This is a genomic window from Pseudomonas sp. DF11, assembly GCF_058148565.1.
In genome coordinates this window covers 89,052-101,536 of record NZ_JBYVYN010000011.1, presented here as the reverse complement: position 1 = coordinate 101,536, position 12,485 = coordinate 89,052, and the positions used below count along the sequence as shown (strand labels likewise).

The 12,485-nt window shown below is 61.4% G+C and carries 16 protein-coding genes; 8 read left to right on the top strand and 8 right to left on the bottom strand.

The annotated features are described in order from the left end of the window. The first annotated feature begins 2 nt into the window (after positions 1-2). From AC30D9_RS26035 to AC30D9_RS26020, 4 genes are all read left to right on the top strand, one after another. A complete protein-coding gene (locus AC30D9_RS26035) occupies positions 3-644 on the top strand; it encodes a class I SAM-dependent methyltransferase (RefSeq protein ID WP_307571583.1) in 642 nt (213 codons plus the stop codon). Between the two features lie 121 nt (positions 645-765). Next, on the top strand, positions 766-1,899 hold the full coding sequence (rnd, locus tag AC30D9_RS26030) for a ribonuclease D (protein ID WP_109755863.1): 1,134 nt from the start codon (positions 766-768) through the stop codon (positions 1,897-1,899). After that, a complete protein-coding gene (locus AC30D9_RS26025) occupies positions 1,896-2,189 on the top strand; it encodes a YcgL domain-containing protein (RefSeq protein WP_134923213.1) in 294 nt (97 codons plus the stop codon). The genes rnd and AC30D9_RS26025 overlap by 4 nt, the downstream gene beginning before the upstream one ends. Before the next feature lie 127 nt (positions 2,190-2,316). After that, complete coding sequence (locus tag AC30D9_RS26020; protein WP_490145141.1) at positions 2,317-3,249, top strand: D-2-hydroxyacid dehydrogenase; 933 nt, start codon at positions 2,317-2,319, stop codon at positions 3,247-3,249. Positions 3,250-3,385: 136 nt separating this feature from the next. Here AC30D9_RS26020 and AC30D9_RS26015 read toward each other — a convergent pair whose 3' ends face one another. Then, positions 3,386-3,979 (bottom strand): nitroreductase family protein, encoded by a 594-nt coding sequence (locus tag AC30D9_RS26015; protein ID WP_307571582.1) that lies wholly within the window; start codon positions 3,977-3,979, stop codon positions 3,386-3,388. A 161-nt stretch (positions 3,980-4,140) separates the two neighbouring features. On the opposite strand from AC30D9_RS26015, the gene AC30D9_RS26010 reads away from it, so the two are divergent. After that, the gene (locus AC30D9_RS26010) at positions 4,141-4,590 is read left to right on the top strand and encodes a YcgN family cysteine cluster protein (protein WP_307571581.1); all 450 of its coding nucleotides are present in this window, start codon (positions 4,141-4,143) and stop codon (positions 4,588-4,590) included. A 32-nt stretch (positions 4,591-4,622) separates the two neighbouring features. After that, a complete protein-coding gene (locus AC30D9_RS26005; RefSeq protein WP_134923216.1) occupies positions 4,623-5,852 on the top strand; it encodes a hypothetical protein in 1,230 nt (409 codons plus the stop codon). Positions 5,853-5,964: 112 nt separating this feature from the next. On the opposite strand, the gene AC30D9_RS26000 is transcribed toward AC30D9_RS26005, so the two are convergent. Both AC30D9_RS26000 and AC30D9_RS25995 read right to left on the bottom strand, forming a co-directional pair. Further along, positions 5,965-6,342: a YgaP family membrane protein gene (locus tag AC30D9_RS26000; protein WP_490145140.1), complete on the bottom strand. Its 378-nt coding sequence runs from the start codon at positions 6,340-6,342 to the stop codon at positions 5,965-5,967. A 76-nt stretch (positions 6,343-6,418) separates the two neighbouring features. After that, positions 6,419-6,889, bottom strand: coding sequence for an RNA methyltransferase (locus AC30D9_RS25995; protein ID WP_003198862.1), 471 nt, complete (start codon positions 6,887-6,889; stop codon positions 6,419-6,421). A gap of 183 nt (positions 6,890-7,072) precedes the next feature. Between AC30D9_RS25995 and AC30D9_RS25990 the strand changes: the two genes are divergently transcribed. Then, entirely contained in the window at positions 7,073-7,405 is a 333-nt protein-coding gene (locus AC30D9_RS25990; protein WP_307571579.1) for a DUF2790 domain-containing protein, read from the top strand. Positions 7,406-7,482: 77 nt separating this feature from the next. Here AC30D9_RS25990 and AC30D9_RS25985 read toward each other — a convergent pair whose 3' ends face one another. The 4 genes from AC30D9_RS25985 to AC30D9_RS25970 all read right to left on the bottom strand — a co-directional run bounded on the left by AC30D9_RS25985 (position 7,483) and on the right by AC30D9_RS25970 (position 11,292). Beyond that, the gene (locus AC30D9_RS25985) at positions 7,483-9,642 is read right to left on the bottom strand and encodes a copper-transporting P-type ATPase (protein WP_490145139.1); all 2,160 of its coding nucleotides are present in this window, start codon (positions 9,640-9,642) and stop codon (positions 7,483-7,485) included. 2 nt (positions 9,643-9,644) lie between these two features. Continuing rightward, positions 9,645-9,896, bottom strand: a complete 252-nt coding sequence (locus AC30D9_RS25980; RefSeq protein WP_307571578.1) for a DUF2933 domain-containing protein — start codon at positions 9,894-9,896, stop codon at positions 9,645-9,647. 285 nt (positions 9,897-10,181) lie between these two features. Then, on the bottom strand, positions 10,182-10,556 hold the full coding sequence (locus AC30D9_RS25975) for a YajD family HNH nuclease (protein ID WP_003184246.1): 375 nt from the start codon (positions 10,554-10,556) through the stop codon (positions 10,182-10,184). Positions 10,557-10,605: 49 nt separating this feature from the next. Next, on the bottom strand, positions 10,606-11,292 hold the full coding sequence (locus AC30D9_RS25970) for a spermidine synthase (RefSeq protein ID WP_109755854.1): 687 nt from the start codon (positions 11,290-11,292) through the stop codon (positions 10,606-10,608). A gap of 73 nt (positions 11,293-11,365) precedes the next feature. Between AC30D9_RS25970 and AC30D9_RS25965 the strand changes: the two genes are divergently transcribed. Beyond that, positions 11,366-11,653 (top strand): hypothetical protein, encoded by a 288-nt coding sequence (locus AC30D9_RS25965; protein WP_490145138.1) that lies wholly within the window; start codon positions 11,366-11,368, stop codon positions 11,651-11,653. A gap of 156 nt (positions 11,654-11,809) precedes the next feature. Here AC30D9_RS25965 and AC30D9_RS25960 read toward each other — a convergent pair whose 3' ends face one another. Then, complete coding sequence (locus tag AC30D9_RS25960) at positions 11,810-12,283, bottom strand: cyclic nucleotide-binding domain-containing protein (protein ID WP_063325148.1); 474 nt, start codon at positions 12,281-12,283, stop codon at positions 11,810-11,812. Positions 12,284-12,485 lie beyond the last annotated feature (202 nt).

The window sequence follows — 12,485 nt, the reverse complement described above, 5'->3', positions numbered from 1 at the left end:
GTATGTCCAGGCTACCCCCTTCCACCGTCGAGCTTGAGTTCGCCAGGCAGCATGACCAGGAACATGCGCAGATCTGCTGCCAGCCGGCGCCTCGGCGGTTGCGCCTGGCGTTCTGGCGAGACGAGCAAATGGTGCGCAACGCCCTGAAAGTGGCGGGCGAGCCTGGGTTGGTGCTGGATGTGGCCTGTGGGGCGGGGCGGTTCTGGCCGGTGCTGGCCGAGCACGCCAACCGGGTGATCCTGGCGGCGGACCCGTCGCCGGACATGCTCGAACACGCGCTCACTCACCATGGCGGCGCGCTGCTCCAGCGGGTCAAGACCTTCCCGAGTTCGGCGTTCACCATCGGGCTGTCGGCCAACGCGGTGGATTGTATTTGTTGTCTGCAACTGTTCCGTCATGTCAACGCCAGCGAACATCGCCTGGCGCTGTTGCGCGAATTTCATCGGGTCAGTCGCGATACGGTAATCGTTTCGCTGCAAATCGAAGGGCGTCTCAAGATTGGCCAGGCGCCGCAACGAAGCCTGGCCGACAAGGCCGATGTCGAAGCCGAGTTTCGCCAGGCCGGTTTTAGCGTGCTCTGGTATCAGGATTTCCTGCCCGGTTTTGCGTTGACGCGTGTTTATGTACTGCGTAAGACCAGTTAATTCCTGATGTAGGACTATTCTTGCTTTTCCGCAGGCGATTTCTCTTAGGCTGCCGCTCTATGGATGCTCGCAATCGCCAGCGGCGATATATACTGCGCGCCATTCTTCAAGGGAGAGCCGTGTGGCCATCGATATTCACTGGATTCGCGACAACGATAGCCTCGGTCAGTTTTGCGCCGAGTGGCAGCAGTTGCCATTCGTCGCCCTCGACACCGAATTCATGCGGGTCGACACCTTTTACCCTATTGCCGGTTTATTGCAGATCGGCGACGGCAAGCGTGCCTACCTGATCGACCCCTTGACCATCGACAATTGGCAACCCTTGGCCGCACTGCTGGAAAACCCGGCGGTGCTCAAGGTGTTGCACGCTTGCAGCGAAGATCTTGAAGTGCTGCTGCGCTTGACCGGCAGCCTGCCTGCGCCGCTGTTCGATACTCAACTGGCTGCCGCCTACCTGAACCTGGGTTTCTCCATGGGCTATTCGCGGCTGGTGCAGGAAGTACTGGGTATCGAACTGCCCAAGGGCGAGACCCGTTCCGACTGGTTGCAACGGCCGCTGTCCGAGACGCAGATCAGCTACGCGGCAGAGGATGCCGTGCATCTGGCAGAAGTTTTCGTACAACTGCGCCCGAAGCTTTCCGACGAAAAATACAGTTGGGTCCTGGAGGATGGTGCCGAACTGGTGGCCAACCTGCGTCGCGAAGTCGACCCGTACGAGGTCTACCGCGAGGCCAAGCTCGCCTGGAAACTGTCCCGCGCCCAATTGGCCGTGCTGCGCGAGCTGTGCGCCTGGCGCGAACGCGAGGCGCGGGCCCGTGACCTGCCGCGCAATCGCATCATTCGCGAGCATTCGTTGTGGCCCCTGGCCCGCACCCAGCCGGATAACCTCGGCGCGCTGGCGAAAATCGAAGACATGCACCCGCGCACCGTGCGCCAGGACGGCCAGTTTCTGCTGGACCTGATCCAACGCGCCGCCAGCGTGCCGCCCGAGCAATGGCCGCCGGCCGTGGCCGAGCCGCTGCCCATCGAGGCGTCGGCGCTGGTCAAGCGTCTAAAGGCGCTGGGGCAGGCTGAAGCCGAGCGCCTGGGGATCGCCCCGGAGTTGATGCTGCGCAAGAAAACCCTCGAAGCGCTGATCAAGAGCGGCTTTCCCGAGGGCCCTTACCAATTGCCCGATTCGCTGCGTGGCTGGCGCCGCGAATTGATGGGCCAGGCGCTGCTCGACAGCCTGGCCACTGCCGGAGAACAGCCTTGAAACGTATTTGCTCCATCTACCGAAGCTCGAAGAAAAACGAGATGTACCTGTATGTGCTCAAGAGCGATGCCTTGAAGCGTGTGCCGGAGCCCCTGATGGCTGCCTTTGGCAAGGCGATCCATGCCTTTGACCTGGTATTGAGCCCCGAGCGGGAGCTGTCCCGGGAAGACATCAACAAGGTGCTGGAGAACCTCGACACCCAGGGCTATCACTTGCAGATGCCGCCGCCTGAAGAGGAGTACATCGAGCATTTGCCCGAAGAGTTGCTGCGCCGCAACGACCCGGTCTGACGGTAATCGGAGGCGCCTGTTCTGGGCGCCTCTTGAAACACACTGGAATGGTTTATTGACGACGATCGCATGGATGGAGCGACACTCTGTCGGCGGTCGTCTGCACTGTTTTTGAAAGGTTTGATTCATGCGCGTTCTGATTGCCGAACACGATCACGCGGTGTATGCCCAGCTTCTGCGCCAGGCTGCCCCCGATATTGAAGTGCTGACCAGCGGCGATTCCGCCGAATTGTCGCGACTGGCCACCGATTGCCCGGTCTGGCTCGGCCAGCCTGATCTGCTGGCCACTCTGCTGCGTCAAGGCCATAAACCCCGTTGGCTGCAATCGACCTGGGCGGGCATCACGCCGCTGTTGGCCGAGGGCTTGACGCGCAATTACCGCCTGACCCGTGCGGTAGGCATTTTCGGCCAGGTGATGGCTGAGTACGTGCTCACCTACATGCTCGGCCATGAGCGCGAGGTACTGGCGCGGTTGGTCAGTCAGGTCGAGCGCAAGTGGGACAACCGCCAGGGGCAAGGCCTGGCCGGGCGCAAGGTGTTGATCGTCGGGACGGGTGATATCGGCCAGCGTGTGGCGCAGTTCCTCGTGCCGTTCGGTGTGCAGTTGTATGGCATTGCCAGCGAGGCGCGGGCATTGGCGCCGTTCATCGAGGTCGGGACCCTGAAGGATCTGCCGCGCCTGGTGGGCGAGGTGGATTACGTAATCAATCTGCTGCCCAACACACCCGACACCCATGATCTCTACGACGCGGCGCTGTTCAAGCAATTCAAGCCGACCGGGTTATTTATCAACGTCGGTCGCGGCGTGGCGGTGGTGGATGCGGACCTGGTACAAGCCCTGAAGGACGGGCACCTTGCCGGTGCGGTAATCGACGTCTGCCGCCAGGAGCCGCTGCCGCAGCGTCACCCTTTCTGGACCGCCTGGGGCCTGCTGCTGACCGGCCACAGCTCGGCACCGACCTCGCCACCGATGATGGTGCAACTGTTCCTGGAAAACCTGCGGGCCTACCAGACGGGTGAAGCGCTGCGCGGGGAAGTGGACTTCAGCCGGGGTTACTGAAGCCACCCCGATTAAATTGTGGGAGCGGGCTTGCTCGCGAAGGCAGTGTGTCAGTCGACATCAATGCCGACTGATCCGACGCTTTCGCGAGCAAGCCCGCTCCCACAGTTGATCTTCAGCGGTCACAAAGTTGGGGCTACAGGCTGAAATCACCCTCCGCCACCAGTTCGCTCAACGGCCGGCGCGGGCTTGGGACTTCACGGGCCTGGAGGTACTCGGCCAGTGTCGACTTGTCCCCCAGCTTGCCAATCGCCACGGCGGCGTGCAGGTCATAGCCTTGTGGGATCTTCAGTTCCTTGCGAGTCAGTTCCTGGTCGAAACCGGCCATGCCGTGGGTGTGCCAGCCGCTGAGGCTGGCTTGCAGCGCCAGGTGGCCCCAGGCCGCGCCCGTGTCGAAGGTGTGGCTCTGTGCCGGGGTTTCTTCAGTGGCGCCGGGCACGGCGAAGGTGGTTTTCGAAACGACGATCACCAATGCCGAGGCGTGTTGGGCCCAGCCACGGTTGAATTCATTGAGCAGGCCCAGGAACCGCTCCCAGTTCGGCGTATCGCGGCGCGCATACAGGAAGCGCCACGGTTGCGAATTGTAGGCCGACGGTGCCCAGCGGGCGGCTTCGAAAAAGCCCAGCAGGGTTTCTTCGGCAATGCTCTCGCCGGTAAAGGCCCGGGGCGACCAGCGTTCGATGAACTGAGGGTGGATAGCGTAATCGGCGATGCGGGGATTGGCGCTCATTGGATTACCTTGGAGGGGTAGGGGAAGTGGATAAAGCAACCTACGTCCCGGCGCCCAGCCTGACAAGCCCCCAGTCTACCGACAGTCGCCAACGCTTGGCCTGAAGAGGCCCCGGCACTAGACTGTCGGCCTTTTCACCACCTGATGTTGATGCTCGAGCCATGGCCGCCAAAGTCGAACCGTTCTGGATACGCAAAACCCTCGATCAGCTCGATCAGCAGGAGTGGGAATCGCTGTGCGATGGCTGTGGCCTGTGCTGTCTGCAAAAACTCGAAGACGAAGACGACAACAGCGTCTACTACACGCGCATCGCCTGCAAACTGCTGGACCTGAAAACCTGCCAGTGCAGCGACTACCCCAACCGCCGTGAGTTCGTGCCCGATTGCATCCAGCTCACGCCGGGCAAGGCCGATGAGTTCAAATGGCTGCCGCCGACCTGCGGTTATCGGCTGGTCAGCGAGGGCAAGGACTTGCCGTTGTGGCACCACCTGGTCTGCGGTGATCGCGATGCCGTGCACCACGAACGCATTTCCCAGTCCGGGCGTATGCTGGCCGAAGGCAGCGTGCCGGAAGAAGATTGGGAAGATCATCTGATTTTCCGCGCCGGCTGAACCGCCGGGCATCGCACCCTCAGGGAGACCCCATGGCGGCAGGATTGAAACGGATGCTGGCAGTCGGGCTGCTGGCAATGTGCGGGCCGCTGTGGGCGGCGCAGAAAGTCGACCTGGATTATCACGTGCACCTGCTGCCGCAGAGCGATCAGGCTGAGGTGCGCCTGACCCTGGCCCGGGGTTCAGCGGTGCGCAGCCTGGATTTCGACCTCGGCGACGGCAGCCGCTACAGCGACTTCAAGGCCGACGGCCAATGGCTGCTCACCCCCGGCAAGGAGGCGCGTGGCGTCTGGCGCCCGGCCGCCGACAAGGCCAGCCTGAGCTACCGCGTGCGCATCAGCCAGGCCCGTAAGACGGGCACTTTCGACGCCCGCATGACCCCTGGCTGGGCTTTGCTGCGCGGCGATGACCTGGTGCCGTCGGCCAAGCTCGATCAGCAGGATGGCGTCGATCTGGTTGCTCATCTGGAAGTGGAGTTGCCCGCCGGCTGGAAAAGCATCGAAACGCCGTGGCCGCGTGTTGGCAAGCAACGCTTTCGCATCGACAACCCCTCGCGGCTGTTCGACCGTCCCACCGGCTGGATACTCGCCGGCAAACTGGGTAGCCGCCGCACACGGCTGGGCGAAACCGAAGTGACAGTGGCCTCGCCCCGAGGCCAGGGCATGCGCCGGATGGATGTGCTGACGTTGCTGACTTTTGTCTGGCCGCAGGTGCAAGCGCTGGTGCCGCGCCATCCTGCCAAGTTGCTGATTGTCGGTGCCGGTGATCCGATGTGGCGTGGTGCCCGGGCCGGGCATGACTCGATTTATCTGCACAGCCGTCCGCCGCTGGTCAGCGAACGGGGCAGCAGCCCGTTGTTGCGCGAGTTGGTGCAGGCGCTTGCCCGTGTCAACGACCATGATCGTAGCGATTGGATCAGCGAGGGGCTGACCGAGTACTACGCCATCGAACTGCTGCGCCGCGCTGGCGGCCTGAGTGATGAGCGCTATCAGGCCCTCAATGACCGCCTCGCCCGTGACAGCAAAGGCGTCACCACCTTGCGCGGTGAGCAGGTCGGCACCGCGACGGTGGCCAAGGCGGTATTGTTGCTGCAGGAACTGGATCGCGAGATTCGCCTGAAAACCCGTAACAAGCGTTCGCTGGATGATGTGTTGCAGGGGGCGATGCGCCTGGAAACGGTCGATACCAAGGAGTTTGTGCAGCTCAGTGAAAGTGTCCTGGGTGGGGCTTCCACAGTGCTGGATAGTCGGTTACTTCAGTGACACCGCCATCGCGAGCAGGCTCGCTCCCACATTGATCGATGTCGTACACAAATAAAGATCCAGTGTGGGAGCGAGCCTGCTCGCGATGAGCCCATCGATATCACCGCAAAAATCAAAGCCCAACTTTGGGTGAAACCAGCGAATCATTCCCCGTCACCGTGGCCGTACCGGTCGCCGCCTCGGCATTGGCCTTCAGGCGGCTCAGCTCATCACCGGCCTGCTCGATGCGGGCGCGGGCGTCGCTGAGGTTCTGACGGTTCTTTTCCAGCAAGGCCTTGGCCGAACAATGCCCGGTGATCCCCCGCGCCAGCGCCATGCCGCCGATCGCCAGTTGGGCCAGGCCGATCACACCACCACGACGCAAGCCCTTGCCCATCATCAGGACACCGCCGGCCAGTGAGCCAATGCGTTCCCAACCATGCACGTTTTGCGGCGGATGAGATTGGAAAGGGGTGGCCTCAATCGGCTCGAACGGGTTGTTATCGCTCATGATCTGTCTCCGGTGTGGGGTTGGTATAAAACTGACTGCCCGAGCGATTCCCTTGTTCAATCCAATTGCACACCGATCAGCGGAATTGCGGGCCCGAACGGGTGTTGTTGCCTTTGGCCATGCGGTCATACAGCACGACGTTGACCGTGGCGGCCAGGTTCATGCAGCCAGTGGTGGGGATGTACACCACGTCCTCGCACCAATCGCGAATGTCTTTATCCAGCGAACCGTCCTCGGGGCCGAAGATGTACAACGCCCGGTCCGGGTGGGTGTATTCGGGCAGCGGACGAGCGCCTTCCACCAGTTCCACGGCCACCGGTACGCAACCCAGGGGCAGGATCTTCTTCAGGTCGTCGATACCGATCAGCGGGATGTCGTAGTGGACTTTCTTGGTGTCGGTGACGAAGTCGGCGGCACGCTCATAGCGCTTGCCGGTGTAGAACACCGACGCCACGCCGTAGCAGCCGGCGGCACGCATGACCGAACCGACGTTTTCCGGTGACTTGGGGTTGAACAGACCGATGCAGCTATAGCGTTTGTTGGCCACGGACGGGGTGCCTTTGGGAAAAGGCGCGATTATACGGGGAATGGGGCTGCGTGTTCAGTTTGTGAGTGGGGGCTGATGGTCGGTTACCTATCACGAACCTGACCAATCGGTAACGTCCCCGCCAGCGTCGTGAAAGGCGCCAGTCGTTATGGTTTGCCTGACAAATGACTGCCGGAGTTCCTCATGAAGACCCTTGATGCCTTGCTCGCCGTTTCGATCCTGTCCCTTTCTTCCCTTGCCTTGGCGGAAGGAGGAGGTGACCGGGTTTATGGCCGGATGATCCAGAACAATCAACAAGCCATGGCCCAATACGCCGCCGAAAACGGCAAAGCCGTCGCCGAAATCGTTCATTACGAATACGGCATGAAACTCGATGTAAAAAAAGTGGTGAGCATTACACCGGCCAATAAAGGCTGTGGTGTCGGACCGTCGCGCATGACTTACGAAGATTCGAACGGCAAGCTCAACACCGTGGAATACAGGCTCCTGGGTGATAACTGTCCGAAGGGCGGCTGATTACCGTCTCGTTTGTTCTCCTTTGGTTTTGAGACGGTCAGGCGCCCTGGTGGCGCCTGTTTTTTATGTGCGCCGGATTATTGTGCTGGCGTGTTACGCAACCTCAAGGCATTGAACACCACCGATGCCGAACTTACGCTCATGGCGATGGCGGCAATCATGGGCGAGAGCAAGTGACCGGTCAGGGGGTACAGCAGGCCGGCAGCCAACGGAATACCCATCGAGTTGTAGAGGAAGGCAAAGCCGAGGTTCTGGCGCATGTTCCTGACGGTTGCCACCGAAAGGGTGCGGGCTCGCAAGATCCCCATCAAATCGCCTTTTACCAAGGTCAGTTGGGCGCTGTTCATCGCGACGTCCGTGCCTGTCCCCATTGCAATGCCTACGTTCGCCCGAGCCAGGGCCGGTGCGTCGTTTATCCCGTCACCCGCCATCGCGACCTGGCGGCCATCGCGCTGCAGGTCCGCCACCAGGCGCTCTTTGTCCTCGGGTTTGACTTCGCCATGGACCTCTTCAATGCCCATCTCCATGGCCACGGCGCGTGCAGTGGTGAGGCCGTCGCCGGTGGCCATGATGATTTTTATGTCGTGAGCCTTGAGGCGGTTGACCGCTTCCCTGGAGGTCGGCTTGATCGGGTCCGAGACGGCCAGTAGCCCGGCCAGCACGCCGTCGATCGCCATGTAGATAATGCTGATGCCTTGGGCGCGTAGCTGCTCGGCCTGTTGTTGCAATGGATAAACGCTGATGCTGACGGCATTCATCAGCGCGGTATTGCCCAAGTGGACCAGCTTGCCGTCCACCCGGCCACTGACACCGATGCCACTGGCGGATTCAAATGAAGCCGGCTTGATCAGTTCAAGATGCTCGGATCGGGCGTGATCGACGATGGCGTGGGCCAGGGGATGCTCGCTGCCCTGGTCGAGGCTGGCGGCCAACAGCAGCACTTGGCGGCCGTCGAAGCCCTGGGTGGCTTTCACGCTGTGAAAAGCCGGGCGCCCTTCGGTCAGGGTGCCGGTCTTGTCGACGATCAGCGTGTCGATCCTGCATAAGTTCTCGATGGCGCTGGCGTCCCGGAAAAGCACGCCCAGGCTGGCCGCCTTGCCGGTGGACACCATGATCGACATGGGCGTTGCGAGCCCCAACGCACAGGGGCAGGCGATGATCAGCACGGCGACGGCATTGATCAGCCCGAAGACCCAGCCAGGTTCGGGACCCAACAGCCCCCAGCCGAAAAAGGTCAGTACGGCGATGGCAATCACGCCCATGACGAAATAACCAGCGATCACGTCGGCCATGCGCTGCATCGGTGCTTTCGAGCGCTGGGCCCGGGCGACCATCTGAACAATCTGCGCCAGGACGGTCTCGGCACCGACCTTCTGCGCCGTCATCACCAAGCTGCCATGGGTGTTGATCGTGGCCCCGATCAGGTTGTCCCCGGCGCGTTTGATCAGCGGAACCGGCTCGCCGGTGAGCATCGACTCGTCAACGGCACTTTCGCCTTCGAGCACCGTACCATCAACCGGGACCTTCTCACCGGGCCTGATCCTCAGGTGGTCACCCCGATGGACGTGGCTCAGGGGGATGTCTTGCTCCTGGCCATCGGCATTGATCCGGCGCGCGGTCTTGGGTGACAGCCCCAGCAGCGACTTGATGGCGGCCGACGTCTGTGAGCGAGCCTTGAGCTCCAGCATCTGCCCCAGCAATGTAAGGGAGATGATCACCGCGGCAGCTTCAAAGTAGACGCCGATACGCCCCTCTTGCATGAACGTGGCGGGAAATCCTCCAGGCCAAAACGTGGCGGCGACACTGTAGAGATAGGCCGCCGCAGTGCCCAGGCCAATCAGGGTCCACATGTTCGGGCTGCGCTGGCGAACAGAGGCCACTCCCCGCACAAAAAACGGCCAGCCTGCCCACAGGACCACTGGCGTGGCCAGAAAAAACTCGACGAGATTTTGCGTGACACCGTGGAACAGCGACAAGGCGTGCCCCGCCATGGCGAGCACGGTGACGATCACCGTCAACGGCAGGGACCACCAGAAGCGGCGGGTGAAATCCTTGAGTTCTGGATTGTCCTCTTCTTCCAGCGCGGGCATCACCGGCTCCAGCGTCATGCCGCACTTGGGGCAGGTGCCGGGGCTGGGCTGGCGTATTTCCGGGTGCATGGGACAGGTGTATTCAGTCGCCATGTCGCCGCTGAGCGCTGCGGAGCTGTGGTGAAGGTGCGCGGGAGTGTCGGACATGGTCAGCGGCCTCCCTCATCCTTGCGGTCTACGGGTGGCTCGTCATGTCGTCCATGACCGCCATGGCCGTGTCCGAAGACATGCATCAAGGGACACATCAGGAGAATCAGGTACGGCCAATTCCCCGCGATGTGGCTGAAGTGTTCTCGCGCCAGATAGAAGAGGCCGATGGCCAACAGCATGATCAATACAATGCCGGTCTTGTTCCGCCAGAATGGCGTTGCGCCAGCAGATGGGGGTTGATGAGTGTTCATGGTATCGCTCCTTCAGGCCGGGCGAGCCACCCATAGCCACAGCATAGGCAGGGCGTGCTTTGGCAGATTGATATTCATCAACCTTGGCTTACTTCACCTCTGAATGAGGGAAGCAACGGGCATGCTAAAGGTGCGAGGCTGTCAGCGACCTGACGGGGACATTGCAGATTTGTCAGCGGGTCCATGCGAGCGGCATGGGCAGTCGAGTGGGCCACGTGTGGCGAAGGGTTTATCTGGGCGCAAAACGTTGCAGCGCAAGATAAACACCCTCGCCGCAATGGCTGACTATTCGTCTTTCTTCATCAACCCGGCCAGCGCGGCGAAGGGGTTGTGGGTGGCCTTGGCGATTTTCGGTGTACTCAGGGAGCCGTCGCCGAAGTATTGCTGGTCGGTGTAGCGCGAGTGCTCGTTGTCGTGGCAGTACAGGCACAGCAGTTCCCAGTTGGAACCGTCCTGCGGGTTGTTGTCGTGGTTGTGGTCGCGGTGGTGAACGGTCAGTTCGCTCAGGCGCTTGCCAGAAAACTCACGGGCACAGCGGCCGCAGACGTGGGGATACATTTTCAGCGCTTTGTCACGGTAGCCCATCTCCCGGTCGCGCTGGGCATCGGCGAGGATGCGGTCCAGCTTGGCGGTGTTGGACGGTGGTGTTGACGAACTCATGGGTTCACCTTTGTAAAAAAAGACTGATGACGGTTGGACAGAGTTTAGCTCAGCCCTTGAGCTTCTCGGCAATCCAGATGGTGTGGCGGGTGCCTTTGTTGCCATGGGCGAACACCTGCACCTCTTCGGCCTTGAAGCCGGCTTTCTTCAGCTTGTCGGAAAACTGCCGGTCAGCGCTGGCCGACCACACCGCCAGTACGCCCTTGGGCCGCAGGGCCTTGGCGCAGGCAGCCAGGCCGCCGGTCGAATACAGCCAACTGTTGGCTTTCTGAGTCAGGCCTTCCGGGCCGTTGTCGACATCCAGCATGATTGCATCGAAACCCTGGGGCTCGGCTTGCAGCACCTTGGCCACGTCTTCCATGCGAATCACCGTGCGTGGGTCCGACAGCGGCCGCCCGGCCTTTTCGCCCAAGGGACCACGGTTCCACTCCACCACGCCGGGCACCAGTTCAGCCACCACCACTTCGGCAGTCTTGCCCAGGTGCTTGAGGGCCGAGGCGAGGGTGAAACCCATGCCGAGGCCGCCGATCAGCACGCGCGAGCCGGGGCGGCCGGCGACCTTGCGGCAGGGAATTTCCGCCAGGGCGTCTTCGGAACCGTGCATGCGGGTGTTCATCAACTGCCCGCCGTCACCGCCCTGGATCTTGATGACGAAGTCTTCGCCGTACTCGAACAGGCACAGGGCACCGCCGTTATCAGGGATGGGCGTGGTGTCGAGCAGGACGAAACGTTTCATGGAAATCTCGTAGGAGGGCGAACCGGCGCGGTAACGACTAGCCTTAAAGCAGACAATAGCCACGGAGCCATTGATGAAGTACATCATTCTAACGGCCATTGCCCTGGCGGCGCTCTCAATAAGTTGCGCCCAGGCCCAACAACCGACGATTCCGGTCAACCCACCCAGTATCCCCGGGTCGCCTGGCACCGCGACCCCGATGCCGTATCCGCCGGTCACGCCCAACGGTATACCCAAACCTGGTGCCGGAAGTGGCGGGCCGCCGTTGCTGCCACCGATCGAAATGCCCAAGCCGCCCAAGGACCAGCCGATACCGGGCCTGGAGCCGAAGCCGGTGAAGGCCAAGTCGCCGGGGGGATAGGCTTGTAGTCAGTCGGTGAAACAACTGAATGGCAAAAACCTGTGGGAGCGAGCCTGCTCGCGATAGCGATATACCAGTCAACATGGATACTGGCTGATCCGACGCTATCGCGAGCAGGCTCGCTCCCACAGATTCTGTATTTCAACTGGAGGTGAGCTAGACCTGTTGCGACAGCAGTTGCCCATCGGCCATACGCAGGCGCTTGGACAAGGAGACGGCGAGCGCGCGGATGATCTTGGCGGCGATCTTCGGGGCGTCGTTGAGCATTTTTTCCAGGGAATCCTTGCCCAAATTCAGCAACTGGCAATCACTGGCGGCGATGCAACTGGCCGAGCGTCGTTCGCCGTCGAGCACGGCCATTTCGCCGAAGGCCCGGCCGCTGCGCAGCGTGGCGATGGTCACGGGTTGGCCGTCGGGCCCGGTTTTTTGCACGGCCACCTGGCCGGTGTGGATGATGCACATGAAACTGCCAGCATCACCCTCATGGAAAATCGCCTCGCCCTGGGCAATGGCGCTGATACTGAAATATCCCGATGCCGCAGCGAAGTCGACGGGCAGCAACTGGTCGAACAGGCCGCAGTCCATTAGCCAGTCGCGGATTTCTTTGTTCAGTAAGGTCGGTTCTGACATGTTGTCACGGTCTTTTTTTTGTCGTTTTCTGCGGTTTTGGATTGTCTTGAATCTAAGGCGATCCTCTGTGGGAGCGGGCTTGCTCGCGAAAGCGGACCTACATTCAACTTAGATGTTGACTGACAGACCGCATTCGCGAGCAAGCCCGCTCCCACACTGGGACAGCGCCATGTATGGGCCAGGCGCATGGAGCTAAGACCCG

What these genes read in the sequence shown, in the direction of transcription:
- AC30D9_RS26000 (WP_490145140.1), bottom strand. Translation starts at nt 6,342, where the DNA reads ATGAGCGATAACAACCCGTTCGAGCCGATTGAGGCCACCCCTTTCCAA.
- AC30D9_RS26010 (WP_307571581.1), top strand. Translation starts at nt 4,141, where the DNA reads ATGGCCGCCAAAGTCGAACCGTTCTGGATACGCAAAACCCTCGATCAG.
- AC30D9_RS25975 (WP_003184246.1), bottom strand. Translation starts at nt 10,556, where the DNA reads ATGAGTTCGTCAACACCACCGTCCAACACCGCCAAGCTGGACCGCATC.
- AC30D9_RS26020 (WP_490145141.1), top strand. Translation starts at nt 2,317, where the DNA reads ATGCGCGTTCTGATTGCCGAACACGATCACGCGGTGTATGCCCAGCTT.
- AC30D9_RS26005 (WP_134923216.1), top strand. Translation starts at nt 4,623, where the DNA reads ATGGCGGCAGGATTGAAACGGATGCTGGCAGTCGGGCTGCTGGCAATG.
- AC30D9_RS26015 (WP_307571582.1), bottom strand. Translation starts at nt 3,979, where the DNA reads ATGAGCGCCAATCCCCGCATCGCCGATTACGCTATCCACCCTCAGTTC.
- AC30D9_RS25980 (WP_307571578.1), bottom strand. Translation starts at nt 9,896, where the DNA reads ATGAACACTCATCAACCCCCATCTGCTGGCGCAACGCCATTCTGGCGG.
- AC30D9_RS25985 (WP_490145139.1), bottom strand. Translation starts at nt 9,642, where the DNA reads ATGTCCGACACTCCCGCGCACCTTCACCACAGCTCCGCAGCGCTCAGC.
- AC30D9_RS26035 (WP_307571583.1), top strand. Translation starts at nt 3, where the DNA reads ATGTCCAGGCTACCCCCTTCCACCGTCGAGCTTGAGTTCGCCAGGCAG.
- AC30D9_RS25965 (WP_490145138.1), top strand. Translation starts at nt 11,366, where the DNA reads ATGAAGTACATCATTCTAACGGCCATTGCCCTGGCGGCGCTCTCAATA.
- AC30D9_RS25960 (WP_063325148.1), bottom strand. Translation starts at nt 12,283, where the DNA reads ATGTCAGAACCGACCTTACTGAACAAAGAAATCCGCGACTGGCTAATG.
- AC30D9_RS25990 (WP_307571579.1), top strand. Translation starts at nt 7,073, where the DNA reads ATGAAGACCCTTGATGCCTTGCTCGCCGTTTCGATCCTGTCCCTTTCT.
- AC30D9_RS25970 (WP_109755854.1), bottom strand. Translation starts at nt 11,292, where the DNA reads ATGAAACGTTTCGTCCTGCTCGACACCACGCCCATCCCTGATAACGGC.